Annotated in this window: 23 protein-coding genes and 2 tRNA genes; 10 read left to right on the forward strand and 15 right to left on the reverse strand. The window is 41.2% G+C overall.

What is annotated here, in order from left to right; translation table 11 throughout:
• The first annotated feature begins 209 nt into the window (after positions 1-209).
• Positions 210-283, forward strand: a tRNA-Pro gene (locus ACEN82_RS07305).
• 100 nt (positions 284-383) lie between these two features.
• Positions 384-457: transfer RNA gene (locus ACEN82_RS07310), tRNA-Pro, on the forward strand.
• Between the two features lie 56 nt (positions 458-513).
• Here ACEN82_RS07310 and ACEN82_RS07315 read toward each other — a convergent pair.
• Positions 514-660 carry a hypothetical protein gene (locus ACEN82_RS07315; RefSeq protein WP_413322831.1) on the reverse strand — a complete coding sequence of 49 codons (147 nt, stop codon included), beginning with the start codon at positions 658-660 and terminating at the stop codon, positions 514-516.
• A gap of 34 nt (positions 661-694) precedes the next feature.
• Here ACEN82_RS07315 and ACEN82_RS07320 point away from each other — a divergent pair, with 34 nt between their 5' ends.
• Together ACEN82_RS07320 and ACEN82_RS07325 are read left to right on the forward strand one after the other, a co-directional pair.
• The gene (locus ACEN82_RS07320; RefSeq protein WP_413322832.1) at positions 695-1,456 is read left to right on the forward strand and encodes an alpha/beta fold hydrolase; all 762 of its coding nucleotides are present in this window, start codon (positions 695-697) and stop codon (positions 1,454-1,456) included.
• A gap of 322 nt (positions 1,457-1,778) precedes the next feature.
• Complete coding sequence (locus ACEN82_RS07325) at positions 1,779-1,973, forward strand: DUF2188 domain-containing protein (protein ID WP_090526743.1); 195 nt, start codon at positions 1,779-1,781, stop codon at positions 1,971-1,973.
• Positions 1,974-1,989: 16 nt separating this feature from the next.
• On the opposite strand, the gene ACEN82_RS07330 is transcribed toward ACEN82_RS07325, so the two are convergent.
• Entirely contained in the window at positions 1,990-2,358 is a 369-nt protein-coding gene (locus ACEN82_RS07330) for a hypothetical protein (RefSeq protein ID WP_413322833.1), read from the reverse strand.
• 310 nt (positions 2,359-2,668) lie between these two features.
• Here ACEN82_RS07330 and ACEN82_RS07335 point away from each other — a divergent pair, with 310 nt between their 5' ends.
• Positions 2,669-3,574, forward strand: coding sequence for a VOC family protein (locus ACEN82_RS07335; RefSeq protein ID WP_413322834.1), 906 nt, complete (start codon positions 2,669-2,671; stop codon positions 3,572-3,574).
• 34 nt (positions 3,575-3,608) lie between these two features.
• Here the strand turns inward: ACEN82_RS07335 and ACEN82_RS07340 are convergent, their stop codons facing one another.
• From ACEN82_RS07340 to ACEN82_RS07365, 6 genes are all read right to left on the reverse strand, one after another.
• Positions 3,609-3,809 (reverse strand): hypothetical protein, encoded by a 201-nt coding sequence (locus tag ACEN82_RS07340; protein WP_413322835.1) that lies wholly within the window; start codon positions 3,807-3,809, stop codon positions 3,609-3,611.
• Positions 3,810-3,815: 6 nt separating this feature from the next.
• Positions 3,816-4,211: a (R)-mandelonitrile lyase gene (locus ACEN82_RS07345; protein ID WP_413322836.1), complete on the reverse strand. Its 396-nt coding sequence runs from the start codon at positions 4,209-4,211 to the stop codon at positions 3,816-3,818.
• Positions 4,212-4,401: 190 nt separating this feature from the next.
• Entirely contained in the window at positions 4,402-4,962 is a 561-nt protein-coding gene (locus tag ACEN82_RS07350; protein ID WP_413322837.1) for a DapH/DapD/GlmU-related protein, read from the reverse strand.
• A 28-nt stretch (positions 4,963-4,990) separates the two neighbouring features.
• On the reverse strand, positions 4,991-5,233 hold the full coding sequence (locus ACEN82_RS07355) for a cupin domain-containing protein (protein ID WP_413322838.1): 243 nt from the start codon (positions 5,231-5,233) through the stop codon (positions 4,991-4,993).
• A gap of 64 nt (positions 5,234-5,297) precedes the next feature.
• Positions 5,298-6,176, reverse strand: coding sequence for a helix-turn-helix domain-containing protein (locus tag ACEN82_RS07360; protein ID WP_413322839.1), 879 nt, complete (start codon positions 6,174-6,176; stop codon positions 5,298-5,300).
• Positions 6,177-6,341: 165 nt separating this feature from the next.
• Positions 6,342-7,559, reverse strand: coding sequence for a PQQ-dependent sugar dehydrogenase (locus ACEN82_RS07365; protein ID WP_413322840.1), 1,218 nt, complete (start codon positions 7,557-7,559; stop codon positions 6,342-6,344).
• A 215-nt stretch (positions 7,560-7,774) separates the two neighbouring features.
• Here ACEN82_RS07365 and ACEN82_RS07370 point away from each other — a divergent pair, with 215 nt between their 5' ends.
• From ACEN82_RS07370 to ACEN82_RS07385, 4 genes are all read left to right on the forward strand, one after another.
• Positions 7,775-7,861 carry a hypothetical protein gene (locus ACEN82_RS07370; RefSeq protein ID WP_413322843.1) on the forward strand — a complete coding sequence of 29 codons (87 nt, stop codon included), beginning with the start codon at positions 7,775-7,777 and terminating at the stop codon, positions 7,859-7,861.
• Between the two features lie 151 nt (positions 7,862-8,012).
• Positions 8,013-8,483 (forward strand): (2Fe-2S)-binding protein, encoded by a 471-nt coding sequence (locus ACEN82_RS07375; RefSeq protein ID WP_112659114.1) that lies wholly within the window; start codon positions 8,013-8,015, stop codon positions 8,481-8,483.
• Positions 8,480-10,630 (forward strand): xanthine dehydrogenase family protein molybdopterin-binding subunit, encoded by a 2,151-nt coding sequence (locus tag ACEN82_RS07380; RefSeq protein ID WP_413322841.1) that lies wholly within the window; start codon positions 8,480-8,482, stop codon positions 10,628-10,630. Before ACEN82_RS07375 ends, ACEN82_RS07380 begins: the two co-directional genes overlap by 4 nt.
• The gene (locus ACEN82_RS07385; RefSeq protein ID WP_413322842.1) at positions 10,627-11,220 is read left to right on the forward strand and encodes a hypothetical protein; all 594 of its coding nucleotides are present in this window, start codon (positions 10,627-10,629) and stop codon (positions 11,218-11,220) included. Before ACEN82_RS07380 ends, ACEN82_RS07385 begins: the two co-directional genes overlap by 4 nt.
• Positions 11,221-11,281: 61 nt before the next feature.
• Here ACEN82_RS07385 and ACEN82_RS07390 read toward each other — a convergent pair whose 3' ends face one another.
• Positions 11,282-11,413, reverse strand: a complete 132-nt coding sequence (locus ACEN82_RS07390; protein ID WP_495644093.1) for a hypothetical protein — start codon at positions 11,411-11,413, stop codon at positions 11,282-11,284.
• A 155-nt stretch (positions 11,414-11,568) separates the two neighbouring features.
• On the opposite strand from ACEN82_RS07390, the gene ACEN82_RS07395 reads away from it, so the two are divergent.
• Positions 11,569-13,089: an IS1182 family transposase gene (locus tag ACEN82_RS07395; protein WP_495643978.1), complete on the forward strand. Its 1,521-nt coding sequence runs from the start codon at positions 11,569-11,571 to the stop codon at positions 13,087-13,089.
• An 82-nt stretch (positions 13,090-13,171) separates the two neighbouring features.
• Here the strand turns inward: ACEN82_RS07395 and ACEN82_RS07400 are convergent, their stop codons facing one another.
• The 6 genes from ACEN82_RS07400 to ACEN82_RS07425 form a co-directional block, all read right to left on the reverse strand.
• Positions 13,172-14,119: an LB_356 family protein gene (locus ACEN82_RS07400; protein WP_413322916.1), complete on the reverse strand. Its 948-nt coding sequence runs from the start codon at positions 14,117-14,119 to the stop codon at positions 13,172-13,174.
• Positions 14,120-14,122: 3 nt separating this feature from the next.
• Positions 14,123-15,376 carry an MBOAT family O-acyltransferase gene (locus ACEN82_RS07405; RefSeq protein WP_413322917.1) on the reverse strand — a complete coding sequence of 418 codons (1,254 nt, stop codon included), beginning with the start codon at positions 15,374-15,376 and terminating at the stop codon, positions 14,123-14,125.
• A 395-nt stretch (positions 15,377-15,771) separates the two neighbouring features.
• On the reverse strand, positions 15,772-16,209 hold the full coding sequence (locus tag ACEN82_RS07410; protein WP_090526765.1) for a helix-turn-helix domain-containing protein: 438 nt from the start codon (positions 16,207-16,209) through the stop codon (positions 15,772-15,774).
• 577 nt (positions 16,210-16,786) lie between these two features.
• On the reverse strand, positions 16,787-18,313 hold the full coding sequence (locus tag ACEN82_RS07415; RefSeq protein ID WP_413322918.1) for a PAS domain-containing protein: 1,527 nt from the start codon (positions 18,311-18,313) through the stop codon (positions 16,787-16,789).
• 136 nt (positions 18,314-18,449) lie between these two features.
• A complete protein-coding gene (locus ACEN82_RS07420) occupies positions 18,450-20,402 on the reverse strand; it encodes a polysaccharide biosynthesis protein (RefSeq protein ID WP_413322919.1) in 1,953 nt (650 codons plus the stop codon).
• A 23-nt stretch (positions 20,403-20,425) separates the two neighbouring features.
• Positions 20,426-21,451 carry a GNAT family N-acetyltransferase gene (locus ACEN82_RS07425; protein WP_090526772.1) on the reverse strand — a complete coding sequence of 342 codons (1,026 nt, stop codon included), beginning with the start codon at positions 21,449-21,451 and terminating at the stop codon, positions 20,426-20,428.
• Between the last annotated feature and the right edge of the window lie 4 nt (positions 21,452-21,455).

A 21,455-nucleotide genomic window follows, 5' to 3' on the forward strand; every position in this document is an offset into this window, starting at 1 on the left:
AGCAGAATAACATGAAATCCTTTTTTAAGTTTGTTGGAGGGAAACCAAGTGTAATAACAAGGTTGTTAGGTGTTTTGAGAAACCATAAAGAATTTAATTTAAGGCAATATTTTGTTAATGAGCGGATTATATGGAGGCTTAAAAAATCTTTCAAAAAAAATTTTGCAACTTAATTTAAAATCCTACTTTTGCACACCCAATCAGGGAGACGGGATGTAGCGTAGCCCGGTATCGCGCCACATTTGGGATGTGGAGGCCGCAGGTTCGAATCCTGCCATCCCGACTAAAGCGATACCAAGTATCAAAACCCTCTAAATTGAATTTTAGAGGGTTTTCTTTTCTGATTGGTGGAATAGCCTGCCAGCGCAGGCTAAATAAAAAAACGGGATGTAGCGTAGCCCGGTATCGCGCCACATTTGGGATGTGGAGGCCGCAGGTTCGAATCCTGCCATCCCGACTAAAGCGATATCAAGTATCAAACCCTCTAAATTACAATTTTAGAGGGTTTTCTTTTTACAGATTCATGTTTACTTGCTTCCATGCTTGATCTTCTTTCACGGGAGCAAGCAGAGTCATTCCTTCGCTTATAAGCATATTTTGTCGTAATTCTCCCCTAAGTAGTCGTTTTTGCACGCTATCAAACCCTGAAATGAGTTCCATCTTTGTATTGTTAATAAAATCAAACTTAACCGCCATGAAAAATTTACTCCAGGCACTTAACCCTCTTAAATCAATACTGTTAATTGTAATTATGTTTGCAACATCACGATCACATGGACAACAAATCAAGCCTTCCAACGGTGGCTACGCGCCTGTGAACGGTATCAAAGTTTATTATGAGGTATATGGCGAGGGTAAACCGCTCATTTTACTACATGGTGCTTTTATGACAATTGAAGGAAACTGGGCCGAATTGATCCCTGAACTATCAAAAAATAGGAAAGTAATTGCCATTGAATTACAGGGACACGGGCATACACCGTTTTCGGATAGAAAGTTATCATATGCTACCTTAGCTAATGATGTGGAAGGAGTTATGGACTACCTGAAAATTGATAGTGCCGACGTAGCAGGGTATAGTATGGGTGGCTCTGTGGCTTACAAGTTTGCTTTACAAAGCCCTAAACGGTTAAAAAAATTAGTGATCATTTCTTCTACTTATAAAAGTAGCGGATGGCTGCCTGAAATAACCAATGCTTTCAAATCCTGGAAGCCCGGGCTTTTTATGAATACTCCTATGAAAGCCGCATACGATGCAATAGCACCAGATAAAACAAAATGGACAAAGTTTATAGGGCAGATGATCGCTTTCGCGCAGGAGCCGTTCGACTTCGGTGATGACAATATTTCGAAAATTTCTGCGCCGGTATTGATCATAGCCGGTGATAACGATGGGCTGGACAAAATTGAATTGGCAAAAACATATAAAATTATTAGGCGGGGGCGTTTCTGCTGATTTAGCGCCAATGCCAAAATCGCAATTGGCCATTGTCCCTTCGCAAGGACATGTAAGCCTGATGATGCAGACAACAACGGTTTTGACCTATCTGAACAATTTTTTAAAGTAAGCTGATACAAATGCATGCTAATAGAAAAACGTTATCAGAATTTAACTTTTAATCAGGCCGCTTCTCTCGTAAGGATATTGACTTCGCAAGTATTTGAAAGAGTAGGTCAAATGATCTTTTGAAGAAATGCTTTGAACTTCTTGTCGCTCAATCAACACTCTTTTCAATCAAATCTTCATTATAATTGTTGTTGCCTAAAAAGGAGGAAGCATGCCCTGGTATAACGGAGACTACCCGCCATCTTATAAAAATCAACCTCCCAAATTGCGGGAAAAGGCGGTAGAAATTGCCAATGAAATTTTGAAGGAAAGCGGCGATGAAGGCATTGCCATAGCCACAGGTTTAAAAAAGGCACGGGAATATTTTAAAGATCATCCCGAAGAAGCTGATGCTGACAACGATTAAATTGTTAAGGAGGCTATTAAAACATCGCTGTGCTTTTAGACGTTACTTTCCCGATCCTTTTATCCCTGCGCAAAACAAGTTCGCACAGCTGGATTGCCGAATTCTCAAAATCATCGTGGCTGTCACTAAGCAGGAGCCAGGCCGTATCAAAGCCCTCGTCTAATACAAAATCAGTGATGGCCGGTATTTCCCCTTTGAGGCTGGCATGATTTTCCCGCGTGGTAGAGATCCAAATACCGTTATGCTGCGGATTTTTACTAACCTTTCGGAAGATCAGCACAATCTTTTTATCGAAATAGATATAGAACATGCCTACCGCCGGCTCGATGATTATACCTGTCGGCAAGTAATCGAGCAGGAAGTCAAATGGCACGGTTTTTTTCATAGTTTTTCAATGAATGTGCAATATAGTGCACCCTGATGAAAATAGAGGGCTTTTCATTTGGTTTGACAGACCGACGGTGAGTGAACTCATGTCATAATATGCCGCTTAAATGTCACTAATGCACCTTGTCTGTCCATGAAAAACCAATTAGTTTTGAGGTAGTTAATAAGAAAAATCAGAACAGATTAGGGTCTTGAGTTCTTAGTCCGGATAAAGGCTGCAAGGTGAAGCCTTAACCGGCGGTGTTGCCTGTAAAAACAATTAACGCTTACAATTTTTTATTATATATCACCACTAAAATCATTTACCCATGTTACCCATCAAACCACACATCTGGTTCGACCAGGATAAAGCCCGGGAAGCTGCCGAGTTCTATGCAACTTTAATGCCTGATTCGGCTTTAAACTATGTTAATCATTTCCCAATGCCCGGCGGGGAGTGCGAAATAGTTGAATTTACCTTTGCCGGCCAGCCATTCCTGGGCATCAGCGCCGGGGATGGATTAAAGATCAGTCCCTCTATTTCTTTTATGATCAATTTTGATCCGTCGCGTGATCCAGATGCCGCAGGGCGTATTGACGAAGTTTGGAGCAAACTGTCAGAAAGCGGAAAGATAATGATGCCGCTCGACCGGTATCCTTTTAGCGAGCGTTACGGTTGGGTAAGCGATAAATATGGCGTATCCTGGCAACTGATACTGACCAACCCGGCAGGTGAAGAAAGACCGGTGATCGTTCCGTCGCTGATGTATACCGGCCAGGTGGCCGGTAAAGCCAATGAAGCCATCGATTTTTATTGCTCTGTGTTTAAAGACGGTAAACGCGGTATTACGGCGCCGCGCCCCGAGGATATAGGGCCTGATAAAGCCGGCACGCTTATGTTTGCCGATTTTCATATCGACCAAACCTGGCTGGCAGCGATGGACAGCGCGCATCCACACGGTTTTAGTTTTAACGACGCTGTGTCGCTATTGATCCCCTGTGAAACACAGGAAGAGATCGATTATTATTGGTCGGCGCTTTCGGCTGATGGCGAACCCGGTCAATGCGGATGGCTGAAGGACAAATATGGAGTGTCCTGGCAGGTTGCATCAACAGTTATGTTAAAAACACTGAAAAACGGCAGCCCCGATCAAATTGCACGCATTACGCAGGCTTTTATGACGATGAAGAAAGTTGACATCGCAACCCTGCAGCGGGCCTCTGATGGCCTGTGACCAGTGTCGGCGTGATGCGCTATTAGCTGTTAATTTACCGACTTGGCATCTTCCACATCATTAGGTTCCTATAGTTCAATTTATAGCCTTCAGGGTCCATCAGATGTACAAAGTTGCCGTAACTGGCTTTCTCTACTGAATCGGTCGGCAGGATGCCGGCTGATTTGAGATTGGAATCATGAATCGGCGCATCTGCAGCTTTAGTACCGTATGCTTCTACTGTTGTTGTTTTCATAATCGTTTATTTTGAATATTGATCATTACTAACTTTCTCCAACCAGGTAACCACCTCGCCGTTAACGGCTTCCTGAATGGCTATATGACTCATAGCTTTACCCGGCGATGCACCATGCCAGTGTTTCTCGTTTGGTTCAAACCAAACTACATCACCCGGCCCTATATCTTCGATCGGCCCACCTTCGCGTTGTACCCGGCCAAGACCGGAAATAACAATAAGTGTTTGACCTGCCGGGTGAGTGTGCCAGGCCGTTCTGGCGCCAGGCTCAAAGGTGACCAACGCACCCGCGCCTTTGGTAGCTTCTTTTTTTGCAAACAGGGGATCTATGCGCACGGCGCCGGTAAACCAGGCTTCCGGGCCCTTTACTGATGCTTGCACGCCGTTTTTAATAATTTCCATAATTAATAGACTAAGAGGGTTTATGTGGTTTTGACATCAATGACATAATGTAGTGTATTTTTCAGCCATTATATTTTCCTGGCTTCGTTAACTTGACGTGCTTTAATAACCTGTATTTGTGGGTAAATGTTATTTATCTGTATAGTAATTAACTTTTTAAGTTTCCGATATGCTAATGCGCCATTGTTCTTCATGGTTCAATAGTTTTTAAAATTTTTGCCGGAATACCCCCGACAACAGTATTTGCCGGCACATCTTTGTTAACAACGGCACCAGCGGCAACAACTGCATTCTCTCCAATGGTTACACCCGGCAATATAGTGGCACCCGCGCCAACCCATGCGTTGCGCTTGATAACGATAGGTTTGCAAATCATACCCCGCCGGTTAACCGGGTCGAGTGGATGATTTTCAGTGATCAGGTTTACCTTAGGGCCGAGGAGTACATGATCTTCCAGCGTAATACCGCCCATGTCAAGAAACGAGCAGGCATGATTAATAAACACATGCTTGCCAATACTAATGAAACGGCCAAAGTTGGTATGGAAGGGTGCGAACAAAGTGGTGCTTTTGTCTATTGTTGCGCCAATAATGTTGCTAAGCTGCTGGCGGATCTGCTCAACGGTGGTCGCTGCATTGAGTGCAGGCGACAACGCCAGAGTGCGGGCCACCACATCATTTACCTTGTGAAATTCCGGGTCAGTAAGCGGAACAAATTCCCCTGCTTTCAACCGTTCGAAAATATCTTTCATAATAATGTGGTTATTTAACGCTATTGTATTAATTATCAGAAATATGTAGCCATGTCGCAATGTCTTTTTCTATATTAGGACTGATTACCATTTGCCTAAAGCTGTTTTTGAGCGTAGTACCATGCCAGTGTAAGATGCCCGGCGAAATGGTGACCACATCACCTTTATGTAGAAATTTTTGCGCCGTGGCACTTGATGAAAACAAACTGCCTGCAGCTAAAATCATCAGCTGCAGTATAATGGAAGTTTTGTATCTGCCGATGTTTTTCATTTTGCAAAGTTAGTGCTGTTGCCAACTTTGCTGTTTAAGAAAATCAAACCAATGCTTATGAAAATCAAACTTCCATGGTGCGAAGCGAACTTGGATTGGTGCCAGTCATGCGTTTAAAATAGTTGTTGAAGTAGCTGGGATATTCAAAGCCAAGTGCATAAGCAATGTCGGCTATGTTCCAGTCAGTATGTTGTAACAGTGCTTTTGCTTCGCTGATAATCCGCTCTGCAATGTGCGCAGATGTTGGCCTGCCGGTAACTTCCTTTACCATACGGTTGAGGTAATTTACGTGAAGGGCGAGGTTTTGGGCGTAGTCCTGGGCCGTCTTCAACTGCAACGGCTTATTTGGGCTTTCTACAGGAAATTGTCTTTCAAGCAATTCCATAAATACAGCAGCGATCCGGTAGGCAGCGTTTTTATGCTGATCAAAATTTTCAGAGGGCTGCATTTTCATCGCTTCATGCATGATCAGGTTGATGTAACTGCGTATCAGGTCGTCTTTATATACGTAACTACTGTTTTGCTCATCTATCATCTTCTGAAAGAGGATGTTCAGAGACGCTCTTTGCTGTTCGGTGATCTTTAGTACCGGTGTGCCGCCGATCTTGAAAAGGGGTGATTGCTGCAGCATATCGGTACGTTCTGAAACGCACAGAAATTCTTCGGAAAAGAGACAGGTATAACCCACATAAGTGGTTGAGATAGTTTCCCAGGAATATGGAATATGCGGATTGCCAAAAAACAAAACAGTGCCCTCCACTTCAAAGCTGCGGTCGGCATAGTGAATCTTGCTTTTGCCTGTAGTTAAACAAATTTTGTAAAAGTCTTTTCTACTGTAAAACCGAACAGCCTGATCGTCTTCTTTTATCTGGAAAACATTGAAGCCTTTTAACCTGAGGTCATTGTTAAAGAGAGAAAGCGATCTCGCTATTTTATTGTCCATGACTTAAAGTTATGAAACTCAAACTTTCAATTTCCAATTAAAAAGACAAGCGCTAACCTTTGATGTAATTGTATATCCCGTTCCCGAATTGTAAACAGGCGGTTCCGCTATATTAAGCAGCGCTGATCGATTTAAGCAAAATTACTCTCCCATAAACTTTTCACATTAAAGCTTACTTATTTTGTAAAGATTGCCATTGTCCGTAACACCGTATAATGCGCCGTCCTTGCCGGTAACAAGAGAACGCCAGCGTTCGCCCTTGTCTTTCAGCAGGCGTTCTTCCGCTACAATCTTATTGTCTTTAATAATAAGCCTGATGATATGTGATCCGCCTAAGGCGCCCACAAATAGATTTCCTTTCCATTCGGGAATCAGGTTGCCTGTATAAAAAGTTATACCGCATGGTGAAATACTTGGGTTCCAGTAATAGATGGGTTGGGCCATGCCTTCATTTTGTTGTATGCCATCGCCAACTTTTACACCCCTGTATTCGATGCCATAAGTAATAACCGGCCATCCATAATTCTTTCCCGGCCGGATAATGTTAATTTCATCACCTCCCCGCGGACCGAATTCCGATTCCCATAATTCGCCGGTATTTGGGTTCATCGTCATACCTTCGGGGTTTCTTAAGCCATAAGCGTAAATTTCGGGCAAAGCGCCGGCTTTTTGCGCAAATGGTCCATCGTGCACCGGTTTCCCGTTACGGGTTATGTGCAATACTTTTCCGATTGCGGTATTCAGGTCCTGGGCCTTGACACGCATTTCATCATCCCCATGTTCGCCTGTGCTTACAAACAAGTTGCCCTGTTTATCGAAAACGATTCGTGAGCCGAATTGCAGGTGACCGTTATAGGCGGGTTTAGCATGATAGATCACCTTTACGTTTTCGAGCCTGCTGTAATCTGACGAAAGTACACCAGTGGCGACAGCCAACTGGAATCCCTCAGGAACTTTTTCGGAGTATGACCAAAATAACATCCGGTCTTTTACAAAAGAAGCATCAAAATTAACATCTAACAAACCGCCCTGGCCACCCACCGCTACTGCCGGTAAACCTTGAATGTTCTTGTCTAAACCGCCATCAGCCTTTAATATCCGCATGGTACCGCCTTTTTCTGTAATTAAAAAGCGCCCGTCGGGCATACAGCGTAAAGCAAAGGGTTGCTTCAGCTCATGATTGATGACGTTTACACTGAGTTTGGTTTTAGTTTGTGCGCCAGGGGCCCTTGTCTGACCCGGAAAAGCAGGCTTGTAGTCGGCCGTTGGTGATTGCGTTTCAACGGGCGGCAGTGACTGGGCAACAGCCTGCGTAATATCAAAAAAAGAGCAAAGTGAAGCAATAGCACAGGTAACTAACAAGGGTTTGATTGTTTTTGACATGGGTAATATGTATTTGTTGTGAAGATAAATAATATGCCGGCAAATGTTAAAATGTGTTGAACAAATAAATCTGCCTGCTTCGATAATATTAACCGGCCATCAGGTTGTAACACAGGTTAATAACAGTGATTAATTATCAATGCATATAAATAGCGTTGTGGATTTTTGAGACATGTTCCGTGACCGGGATGAGTTAGCTGGTTAGCGCCTGCAGCTTGGGATTTAAGTATCCGCAGCATTTTACACGGGTATTTAAAAAAGTAACTGGCCAAACATGCCAGGAATATAGAACATTGAATTGAGAAATGGCCAGATCGGTTCATCCTGGCACCAGATTTAACCTGCAATAGATTTAAAGAAAAATAACTATTTGATTTACACTGGTATTCCTCGTAGAAATACTTAAATTTAATTATTAGTTCCCGATCTCAAGCCTAACTTAAACTCTTCAATATGATAGCGATAACAATCAATGGGAAACAGCGGGAGGTTGCCGCTGACCCGGACATGCCTTTATTGTGGGTTATTCGTGACCTTTTAGGCCTTACCGGCACCAAATTCGGTTGTGGCGTGGCGCAGTGCGGAGCATGTACTGTACACCTGAACGGCGAAGCTGTACGGTCATGCGTAACAAAAGTGAGCCGTGCGGCAGGGCAGCAGGTCACTACAATTGAAGGACTGTCTAAATTAAATGACCACGCTTTGCAAATTGCCTGGGCCGAACTCGATGTTCCGCAATGTGGTTATTGCCAGTCGGGTCAACTCATGTCTGCAGCTGTTTTGCTGCGGGAAAATCCCAACCCAACAGATCAGGATATTGATGATGCGATGTCAGGTAATATTTGCCGTTGCGGTACTTATCCCCGCATCCGGTTGGCTATACACAAAGCGGCAGAACTGCAGCGGGAAGGAGCAAAATCATGAACAGGCGTAATTTTATACAATCAGGTGCATTATTGAGCGGTGGCTTGCTCATCTCATTTACTATTCCAAAGGCCAATAAGCTTGCTGCCCTTGCAGATACGGCTGATTTAAATGTGTTTGCCCCGAATGCATTTTTAAATATAGGTACAGACAACAGCATTTCGGTATATCTGAGCCACGTGGAAATGGGGCAGGGGATCTGGACTACACTGCCCATGCTTATCGCGGATGAGCTTGATGTGGATCTGAAAAAAATCAATATTAAACATGGCGGTGCCGATAAGGCGTTTAACCATGTTATTTACGGTGCCCAAATTACCGGCGGGTCAAGTACCACTTGGTCTGAGTTTGACAGGTATCGTAATGCCGGCGCAACCGCGCGGACGCTCTTGCTTCAAACAGCCGCTACCCGTTCGGGGATTGCTGTTGAAAGCTGCAAAACGGAAGATGGGTTTGTTATTGCCGGGAACAAAAGATACACTTATGGAGAGTTAGCTAACGATGCCGCAAAGTTACCTGTACCAGCAAAGGTTCCGCTGCGTTCATCTACCGACTGGAGGTATATAGGCAAAGGAAGCAAAAGGATGGATGCGCGAGTAAAGACTGACGGTACTGCAAAATTTGGCATGGATATCCAGTTTCCCGGATTACTCACCGCAGTTGTTGCCCATGCACCTGTTTTTGGTGGTAAAGTTAAATCGTTTGATGCCGGTAAGGCGAAAGTAATTCCCGGCGTAAGGGAGGTTGTTCAAATCCCAACTGGGGTGGCTGTTATTGCCGACCACTTCTGGGCCGCCCAACAGGGACGGAAGGCCTTACAGATAACCTGGGACCATGGCGCCGGCGTGCAGTTAAATACCGGTACGCAAACTGCGGCTTACCGAAAACTGGCTGCATCGGATGGGCTCCTTGTTCAGAAAAAAGGCGATGTAAAAACAGCGTTTACAAAAGCGGTAAAAACCATTTCGGCAGAATATGTTTTTCCTTATCTGGCCCATGCTCCTATGGAACCGCTGAATTGCACCGTGAAGATTGAAAATAACAGCTGCGAGATATGGACAGGTACACAGTTGCCGGGCGGAGAACAGGCTGCCGCAGCAAAAATTCTTGGATTTAAGCCGGAGCAGGTAAAAGTAAATATACCATTCCTTGGGGGAGGCTTCGGCAGGCGTGCTACACCTGCCTGCGATTTTGTTTCGGAGGCGGTTCATATTGCGAAAGCAAGCGGCAGGCCGGTAAAAATGGTATGGACACGGGAAGATGATATGAAGAGCGGCTTTTACCGGCCTTTTTATGTCCATAATGTAAAGATTGGCGTTGATAAGGACGGTCTTCCCATTGCCTGGAACCATAATATTGCAGGTCAGTCAATTATGGCGGATGCGGCAATGCTTTTTGGTCCGCCTCCGGCAATAGATGATACAACGGTGGAAGGCGTAAAAGGATCACCATACCTGGACGAGATACCAAATCATTTTGTAGGCCTTCACACCACTAAAGAAGTAGTACCTGTTTTGTGGTACCGGTCTGTAGGTGGTACGCATACTGCATTTGTTATGGAAACGCTTATAGACCAGCTTGCCCAAAATGCAGGTATCGACCCTGTGGAGTACCGCCGCGGCTTATTTAAAAATCATTCAAGACACCTGGCTGCGCTTAACCTTGTGGCTGAAAAAGGCAATTGGAACCGAACACTGGCTCCAGGGCGGTTTAAAGGCATTGCGGTACATGAGGCTTTTGGCAGCGTTGTAGCGATTATAGCCGAAGTAAGCGTTGAAAAAGGAGTTACGAAGGTACATCAGGTAGATTGTGCAATTGAGTGCGGCCTGGCCGTGAACCCCGACGGTGTAAAAGCCCAAATGGAAAGCGGGATCATTTTCAGTATCTCGATGGCAATGTACGGCGAGCTGACGTTCGTTAATGGAGAAGTACAACAAAATAATTTTTATGATTACCGGATCACCCGGATGTATGAAGCACCCCGGATCAATGTTTACATTGTGGATAGCAAGGAAAAAATGGGAGGTGCCGGAGAATGTGCAGTTCCGCCAACAGCACCGGCTGTAGCTAATGCTATTTTTGCAGCAACCGGAAAACGGATTTACAATTTACCTATCGTTAACAACCGACTCGAAAAACAGGCATGAAAAAATTAATAATCACCATGATCGTTTTGTTTATGTCAAGTGCGGTCATATTATCGTTCAAAGAGGGAAAATCAACATTTAATTATACGGCACTACCTAAAGATAGTGTGGCTTCTATTGCAGCTTTTAAACAAGTTTACACCGTATTGATGAGCGCCCGCTGTATGAATTGTCATCCATCAGGTGATATACCACTGCAGGGTAATGATAATCACTTGCACGCCATGTTTCCCAAAAGAGGGGTTGATGGTAAGGGTGTTTATGCCATGAAATGCGCCAATTGCCATCAGCCAACAAATACTCTGGGCTTACATACGCCCCCGGGCAACCCCAATTGGCATCTCCCACCAGCCGATATGAAAATGGTTTTCCAGGGGAGAACACCCCGTCAGTTGGCAAAACAAATCATAGATCCCAAGCAAAACGGGCATAAGGACATGCAGAAGCTCATTGCACATGCAGATGATGGACTGGTGCTTTGGGCCTGGAAACCAGGAGAAGGCCGTAAACTTCCACCAATGAGCCATGCCGCATTTAAGAAAGCCTGGCTTACCTGGTTAAAAACGGGCGCGTATGCCCCGGCTAAATAAAGTGAGGCAAAGCCGGGATTACGAAGGATGGAGTAAGCTAAGTTCTAATACCCCCGGCTGTCTAAGTTATTGATTTATTATGCTGTTTATTTAAATGGAGTTTTATTAATAATAAAGCGCCGTCCCTGGTCAGCGCTTTATTATTAACTATTATCAAAATGCCGGCAGCTTCCTGCAATAGTTCGTCGGACATAAAAAGTTTAAGCTATTTATAAGACAAAAAAAAGCCCGATACATTTTGTGGCCGTTGCGCAACTGAGAAAAGACTCGATCGAATAAAGTTTTGATCGGGTCTTTTTCTTTGATTAACTATTTGGTAGTCAGAGATTTATTTTGTATATTAAGGACATGCAAGGCAAAAAAGATTATCAGGAAAAGCTCTTCATCAGGTTTCAGCTTTCAGACTATGTTCCGGCTGATAACTTCTACAGGCGTTTGAAAGACATACTTGATCTCCACTTTGTTTATGATACAACGGCCAAATATTATGGTACAGAGGGTCAAAAGAGCATTGACCCGGTTGTGTTTTTCAAACTAATGCTTGTTGGTTATTTAGAGAACCTGAATAGCGATAGGCGCATTATTGCTACCTCACGTATGCGCATGGATATCCTCTATTTTATAGGATATGATCTGGATGAAGAACTTCCCTGGCATTCGACATTAAGCCGCACACGCCAGCTTTATGGAGAAGATGAGTTTACAGCTGTGTTTAAACAGGTTCTGAAAAAGTGTATTGATGCAGGTTTGGTAGCAGGTAAAAGACAGGCTATCGATAGCGCATTTGTCAAAGCCAATGCAGCTATGTCAAGTTTGGTCGAACGCGAGATCATGAATGATGCATCAACTTATGGCAAGCAATTGGACGATCATAATGATGAAGCCCCGGCTGGGGACATACCGGATGAAAACACCAAGCCTAAGCCGAGAAAGAACGCTAAAGTTGATAAGAAAGCGAACAGCAAGCGTTACAGCCCATCAGACCCTGATGCCCGGTTATCGGTGAAACCCGGAAAAACAACGCGGCTGAACTATTCGGCTCATGTAAGCGTAGATACACAAAACCACGTTATTACACACATCCAGGCCTTTCATGCAGATAGAGGAGATGCACCATGTCTGCCTGATATCCTTACCCATGTCGCCGGAAACCTTAAAGATAATGGCATGGAAATAGAAGATGTGCTTGCCGATACAGGTTATAGCGGTGAAGCGGCGCTTCTGTTTTTAGCTGATAATCATATTAAAGGCTTCATACCTAACAGGTCAGGATGTCAAAGCAGGGAAAGCCGGCAGGGCTTCAGTTATGACGGGGAGCAAGACCGGTATGTTTGTCCTGAAGGCAAATACCTTACTTTTCACAACTTCAAAAAAGCAGAGAACGATAATACCCATAAGATATATCGTACCAGTGTTAAAGATTGCAGGGACTGTCCGCTTAAAAGCACCTGCGCTAATCTGCAAGGCTTTAAAGTGTTTAAGGATTCCGTAGCTAAAGACCTTTATATAGAAATGCATGAACGCATGCAAACCCGACAAGGGAGCAAGGCCAGGAAAGTAAGACAAAGTACGGTAGAACCGGTACTGGGCACCCTGATCAATTTTACAGGCATGAAACAGGTAAACACAAAAGGGCTCGAATTGGCCAATAAATGTATGATCATGGCCGCCGTTGCCTATAACCTTAAAAAACTTGTCAATGGCGTTTCAACAAAGGTCAGAAGAAGAATAAGAAAAATACCCGGGAACCATTCTGATGCTTTTATTAATACTTTTTCGGCCTGTATCTCAATAACAGAGCACTCATTAAACGCTTTAGGGATGGCGATAAAAGCAAATGGCCGAATAACCATTTGCTCTGCAAATTAATTATTCAGCCATTTTAAGCCCTGTTGCGCAACGGCCACATTTTGTACCGGGCGCTGTTAGTTAGTTGTTTGATATGTTATTATTAATTGCCACTGACCGTTTTATTATCAAGCTGACTTAGGGATGCGGTATTAACGGTATTAAGCATCCCGTTCATAATGCGCTGATTGATGTACGCTGAAAACTTTAAAGCTCCTTTGAAATTCAAGTGCCCAAAATCGGCAAAGTCATCATTTTTTAGCGGAAAGTTATTGAAGTCCAGGAATTTTATATCGCTAAAGTAACGCTCACGGATCCGCGAAAACTCTGCCTCATTATTTCTGTACTCATATAATGGATGTTGCGGACTCCTGATCAGGAAAACACTTTTATGCATGCCGTTGCAATAATCTATTATTTTCCTTAGATATTGAATATTGGTTGTTGAGATTGCACTTTTATTCGATGCTGCTTTAATATTTTTACCCGCCGGATTATTTGAAGGTAAAGGCCTGGAACCTTCTATTTTGAAATATCCTCCTGTTTTTCCTGTGTAATCATAATTGAATGAAAGTGCTTTAATAAAATTGGTACGCGCAGCTATGCCTACACAATTCATAAAATATTTTGAATTATGCTTAGCCAGCAATTCAAAATCGGCCAGGCTCATAAAAGAGGCGTATTGCGGAAACATGTTTGACATGTAGGTATATCCCCATGTCCAGTCATCCATTTTTGTGTCAATCTGGTTGTTTGAGAATTCTATAAGTACAGTGGTTATCTGAGGGTTTTGCGATAGGTATTTTTTAACCTTCTGAAAGGTGTAAAAATAAGATTCGGCTGAGTGCGACAGATTGGTTAGTTTGGGTATCAGGGTATCATTGTAGGCACATTCTGAATGCGAATGACCAAAAAGTGCAATAGGATTGTTTTTCTTTACACTAAACTTTGAAAATTTATTTACCATATAACCCGGAATCAGGGCAATAGCCAATATGAGCAGGCAGCTCATTAAAACAAATGATATGGTTTTAATTAAAAAGCGGTGCATTGCTTAAAATTGAAAGTAAATAAACTGCTGCTCTTTTCCTGTAAATAAAAAAATCACCACAACCAATGTATAATAAAAGGTCAATCTGTACCCTCTTTTTCTTAACCAGCTTAACTTCTCAATGGCATATTGGTTTTCCCGCCCCTGCCACTCAACTATTATAAAACATAGGATAAGAATGATCACTTCAAGCAATTGTGCCTTGTTAACATCTAATTGAGGTACGGAAAAAAGAGATCGTGAAAAAATCCGGCCGATATATTTAAAGGCTTGTGTAACACTATCAGCCCTAAAAAAGATCCAAGCAAAAATTACCTGCAGAAATGTGGCCACCATTTGCATGAATTCGGTGAACGTTGGCATAGCTTTGCCTTTGGCTGCAATTTCGAGGTGGTTTCTGTTTGTTTTTAAAAGGATAGAAGGGAGAATGAATAAAGCATTTAGAAGGCCCCAGATGATGAAGGTCCAGTTGGCGCCGTGCCAAAAACCGCTAACCAAGAAAATGATTAATGTGTTTCTTACTTTGAGCCAGGTCCCTGTTTTGCTGCCCCCAAGAGGTATGTATAAGTAATCTCTAAACCATGACGATAGTGAGATATGCCATCTGCGCCAAAACTCGGCCATATCTCTTGAAAAGTACGGGAATGCAAAATTTCTCAGCAGTTCAAATCCAAAAAGTTTTGCTATGCCTAATGCCATATCAGAATACCCCGAGAAATCGCAATAGATTTGGAATGCAAAAAATATAGCGCCTAAAACCAGGGTACTGCCTGGATAATGCGAACTATTTGCAAATATCATGTTGGCATAGTCGGCACATTGATCGGCAATTACAGCTTTTTTAAACAGGCCCCATAGAATTTGCCGCAGCCCATTAATTGCCTCCTGGTAGTTAAACTCTCTCTTGGTTTTTACCTGGGGCAAAAGGTGGGTTGCCCGCTCGATAGGGCCGGCCACCAAAAGCGGAAAAAAACTTACGAACAATGAATAGTCAATGAAGTTCCGTTCGGCTTTAATACGGTTTTTATAAACATCAATTACATATGATAAACCATGAAATGTATAAAAAGAGATACCGACAGGCAGGATTACATTTAGAGTAAACGGGCTTAAATGAATCCCTATACTGGCGCATAGGCCGGCAAGCGATGCTGCAAAGAAGTTGTAGTATTTAAAAACACCCAAAAAACCCAGGTTTACAGATATGCTTAACCAAAGCCAAAAGGTTTTTAGGCTATGTGTTTTTGCCTGGTACATTTTTAGCCCGGTAAAATAATCTAAAAGGGTAGAAAAAATTAACAACAAAAGAAACCGCCAATCCCAGCATGCGTAAAAAAAATAACTTGCAGCGAGCAGTAATAAATTTTGCTGTTGCAGTTTTCGGTTAAGTACAAACCAATAAAGCACAAAAACCACAATCAGAAATATTCCGAACCCAAAGGAATTAAAAAGCATGATGGTGAATTTTAAAAAATAGCCAAAGTGGCTGACTTAGGAATATTTAGTAAGTACAGAGGCTGGAAAATAGGTGTAGGTAGATGTATAAAAAAGCAACAAAAAATTGATTGCTGTTTACAACAACCAACTTATAACAATATAAAAAAGTAAAGGTCTTTTGTCAATATAATAATTTTGTAATACCGATGAACCTGTCAATCTGGTTTTAATGTGTTCTCGTTACGCAAGGCTTCATTGAATTTTTCAAGCAATTTAATATACTTGTCCATCCAATAATATATGGCATCAAGCGGAGCGTCTTTTGCCTCATGGGTTTCGATATCCTTTTCGGCATTCGGCGAGTTAAATCTCAAGGCAAATTCGTTGGGAAATTCCTTTGAAAAATCATGTTCGATAACAATTCCGATCTGACAAATTATATCAAAGCTAAGCCTTTTGGTGTTGAACCAATTGTATAAGGTTCTGCGGCTTACGTTGAGTTTCCGGGCGATTTCACTTATCCCCATATGGTCACGTCTAACAATTCGCTCTACAATTTTGCCAAAATGTAAATCTTGAGTGTCATTAATACCAATAGATCTTTGATCATTATTGATATATGAGCTAACAGGGTAATAAACTTTGCTGTGCATAAGATTAGATTCGATTAGGTGTCAATTTTAGTTGGTTAGCATAATTAAATTTAGGTTATAATAAACTGCAAGTTATTTATAGATACTTATGATCGTAAATATCGGTTCTCGGCTTTTTCTGAATCATGATTTGAGTTTAGGTTATTCATTTGTTTAGTATTTAGTGCTTCACATTTGTTTATCAATAAACAAACGATGGCCTTATTTGATAATTCGTATCATCGTTTGTGAATTAAATTTATGTATACTTCCGTTGTTAATTCAACCTATAAAAGGCCAAATTATACCTGTAGAAGGCGTTAATATACACTAATTTGGAATGGTAAAAATGGCTCTGCACGTTTTTGGGGCCAATATTTGCCAGGTTTTGTGAGTGGTAGTTAAGTTATTAAACTGTTATCCATCCAATGAAGTGTTATTTTAGTTAATTTTACTAATGGTGTAATTTATTTCAAAATAAGATAAATTTAGCGCATGGAGCTAATGCAAACGCATAAATTCATAAAATAATGGCGAATTATCATTTTTTTTGTCTTCCGGTTGGAGATCATCACGATAAAGTATTTTTCTAAACAGATCAATCCGTCAAAAAGTTGGCCGTTTTAAAAGGTGAAAGAGGAGTGATATCCAGTAATATTCCAGATAGCTTTTTACACTTATTATTTTGAAATTCAGGATAACCAATAATTCTTATTTTTCTTGAATTACCTTTGGCGGTTATCATATCAACTTCAATATCAAAAGAGCTTCCGTATTTTAATGCGTCTTTTAAAGCTTTTTTACTAAGCCGCTCGCTTTTACCTTGTTTAAAAAGCTTCCATATCGTTTTTATATCAGGTACAAAGTACTCAGGTACTTCAAGGATGCTTTTTATAACGTTATCCCACTGCATAGTATGGGTAAGCAGATCCCGAGTCCACGTACCTATTTTTGACAAGGTTGCAGCTCTTTTTAAAAGCTTCTCGGCCTGTTTGTTTTCTTTCTCTATGGCTTTAATTTTGGAGATATCTTCGGTATGGATAAATAGTCCGCCTGTTTCTCCCGAAGTTGTAAACCAGGGGTGAATATTCCACTTTAACCAAACGCGGGTACCATCATTCTTTTTTAAGAGCAGGCCATCACATTGATATATATTACCTTTTAAGCAATGATTGTGGAGCTTTTCGCATTTCTTTTTTGTAGCCGGTAAAACTTCATAAATACTTTTTCCAATAAAACCTGTGCTTTCAAGTTTATATTCGGCAATCCATCTTTTTGAAGCAGCAATAAATTGCATCTGGTTATCGAACATGGCAATAGCAATAGGGGCCTGTTCTATAAGCATTTTATTATGCGTATTATCTTCTTTTTGTGTTTCGATGAGTTCACCATCGGATGATTTTTCTTCTAAATATCTATGATAACATGCCGAAAAATTCGACGGATTGGAAAAATTAAGCATTACTGCCATTTGGTTTTTATTGCAGCGCTTTTCCCTGATATACCTGTCTGCAATTTCCATTTGCAGATACCGGTAATAGGAAAAAATAGTTCTGCCGAAACTTTGCTTAAAATCCCTTTTTAATTTTGACTCGGATACAAAATGTTTTTTTGAAAGTGCAGAGATACTCGGAAATCCGATAAACACATTCTCATTTAGTGTTTTTGCAACATTTTCAAGGAGCTGGTCGTTTTGAGTTACAAACTCCGGTAGTTTTTCTACTCCTGTTTTATTATTATCGTGGGATTTATTATTTAGCGGGCTAATGTCTGCCATATGTGCATAAAATCCCTTTATTTCACCTTCAACATAGTTGGGATGATAAGTTACCCGCACGTTTTTTGCTCTGCCTGAATACAAATGAATTACCTGGTCAAAAACCTGTATTTTACCGCCTAACACACCATTAATATAAGGAAGTTGTATTTCAAATAATGTTCCTAAAATTTCTGAAAGATGTGATTTATTGATCATGTGCTCCGGGGTTATCCCAAACCAATCGGCGGTAGCTTTATTGGCATAGCGGCAAATCAGGTTTTTATCCCAATAAGCCAGCATAGCCTCTGTATGCTCCGTCACGTTGAACGCTATCTCAAAAAAATCAGAATTCGGATCAAAGGACATTAGATTTCCTCTTTAAAAATAACAATCATCAGCTTTCCCCATCGTGATGTAAATGGGATCTTAGGTTTTAATTTGCTTAAATCTGCAAATTATTATTGATAACCTATAAGATAAATCATATAAATTAAAAAAAAGCTCAATTTACCATTTGTTTATCAATCAATTTTATGTCGAGCTTTTCATATTGGGAGTTGTTGCTGATGTAATCAGGCAATATGGTTTTCATTTTCGATACCATCAAATCAACTTCATTATGCAGGTTAAGTTCCAAAAGGTCCTTTATTAAATTATTGATCTTAGCATAACTAACCGGGATATTTTTGGAGATTTTGATGTCTTTGTTATAAGTAGGTATTACCTCTTCTTCCGCGTTTAACAACTCTTCATATAGTTTTTCGCCAGGCCGCAATCCGGTATAAACAATCTGAATATCTTTTCCCGGAACGAGACCAGCCATTTTTATCATATTCGCCGCCAGATCGGCGATTTTTACCGGCTCGCCCATGTCAAATAAAAATATTTCACCTCCTTTGCCCATTACGGCTGCCTCAAGTACCAGTTGTACAGCTTCGGGTATAGTCATAAAGTATCTTGTGATATCCGGATGGGTAACAGTGACGGGCCCGCCTTTTTCAATTTGTGCTTTAAAGCGAGGGATCACGGAGCCGTTTGACCCAAGGACATTGCCAAAGCGGGTTGTTATAAACCTGGTTTGGTTGCCTTTTGACGGATCGGAGTTAAAAAAATGCTCTTCAAACAACAGGTTATTTAACGATTGAATATACATTTCGGCTATCCGTTTTGAGGCCCCCATGATGTTTGTTGGACGCACCGCTTTATCTGTTGATATCATTACAAATTTTTCGACATTAAATTCTATTGAAATATCTGCCAGGATTTTTGTGCCCCATACGTTGGTTAAAATAGCTTCGGTTGGATTATTTTCCATCATCGGTACATGCTTGTAAGCTGCCGCATGAAATACTATTTGAGGCCTGTATAAATTAAATAGTGTTTTTATACGACCGGCATTTTGGATATCAGCAATAAAGATCCTGGTGCGGTTACCGTACAAGCCGTCTTCAATTTCCATTTGAATATCATGCAGCGGGGTTTCGGCCCTGTCACATAATACAACAAATTCGGGACTATACATTAACACTTGCCTTACCAGCTCAGAACCTATTGAACCGGCAGCACCCGTGATCAAAATCCTTTTACCTTTAATGTCATCTAAAATATGTTCATTGCAGATTTTTATGGGTTTTCGCTCCAACAGGTCTTCTATTTTTAAGTCTTTAAACTGATTTAGGTTTGGCTTGCCATTGATCCACTGGTCTGATGACGGCACAACAATTACTTTTATGCCAAGTTCAATGCATTTTTCAACCGCTTTTCTTTTTCCATCGATTTTTATATCCTCGGATGTTATCAGCATTGACTTTATATCGTAGCGTTTTTTTAGCATATCAATTGATTTGATAGGATAAACTTGCTTTTGCTCAATGCATTTTGATATTCTGTCAACCCCGGTGTCGATAAAGCCCTGAACATTGAGTATAAATCCTTTTTGCGCTTCAAGGGCATTTTTAATTAGTATGGAAGGTTCGTTGGAGCCGTAGATCAGTACATTTTCTTTTTCAACTTTATAGCTTGTTGCCTCAATGTATTTAAAAACATCCTTGATAATAATACGCATACACATAAGCATAGACGAAGTGATAAAGAAATTGATCAGCAGCACATCCATCAATCCGCTGACATCTATTTTAAGATAGAAAGCGAAGAACAAATGATAAAACAGCAGAAAAGTAACGTTACTTGCCAGTACGGTTATTAAAATCCGCATCATATCGCGTGTGTTGGAATACCTGATAATACAGGTATGTATTTTCATTATCATAAAAACCAGCACCGCATTGCTGCAATAAAAGAGCATATAATAAAGACTGATGGGATCAAACTGAAGCCGGTTTTTAAAATATAGTGATGTCCATAATGATAACAAAACTACCATCAGGTCAATTACCAGGATTAGCCATCTTGAATGGAACTTATCCTGGAACAACAAATTTTTGAGGTATATCATAACTGGTTTATTTAGGTATTATCTTAAGCGTATCTGTATAGTGGAAAAAAGTCTACTTCGGCATTTTCTTCAATGCCCTTATCCTGCAAAAGCTTTTGGTATATTTCGGGATTGGCAATATATCTCCATGTTTTAAAGTCAAGATGGAGGTCGGAGAAGGCACATTTCCAGTCAAAGAGCTTGTCGTTTTTAAATCCAAGGCCACCACCCAGGTTGTAATATTTCATTCCTTTTTCTCTCCCTATCTGCGTTATGCAATCGGCCAGAAATTTGGTTGGACTATGATGTAAATATTCTGCGCGGGCACCTACTAAATGGGCTTGAATAATGCCATTTGTAAAGGTTATTATAGTGCTTGCAATTGCAATGTCGTTGTAGTAAACAGTTAGCAAACGGGCTTCATATTCAGATGTGTTTAATATTTCTGAAAAGTATTTTTCATTAAACAGGTAGTAGCTGCTGGCGCCAACGCGTTTCATGTTTTCGGTATAAATTTCGACAAAGGTGTTTATGCCGTCAGCATTTGTTTCGTCCTTTACTTTAAACCCCCTTTTCCATGCATGCTTAATAGCATCCATGGTTGATTGCCTGTATTTTTTGCGCTGTTCATCAATAGGCACTGAAAGGTCAAATACTACCGTTTTTCCGTTTTCGTGAACACCTCCAAATTTATCCAGTAATTTTTGCTGCTTATAAAAAGGATGAAGTCTTACAAAAACAGATACGTACTTTTCCTTTATAAGGAAATTGTTGAAAGCGCTTTTAAAATTTTCCATCAGCTCCTCATCTATCTCATCAATTCTTTTGTTTGAAAACGGGCCCGAAAAACCATATACGCAGGTTAGGTCGCTATAATCAGAACCCGGAATTTTTCGCTGCAGCAGGGGGAAGCCGATATAGGTATCTGACTCCTCATAAATAAATAGAACAGGATCTCCCGCTGTTTCAAGGGAGTGATAATGCCATGTATGATAAAAATCATATTCGGCCGAATTACCGACGTAAGAAATCCATTCCTCTTTATTGAGCAGGGTAAAGATCTTAATCATTGAA

The sequence above is a fragment of the Mucilaginibacter sp. Mucisp73 genome, from assembly GCF_059491465.1.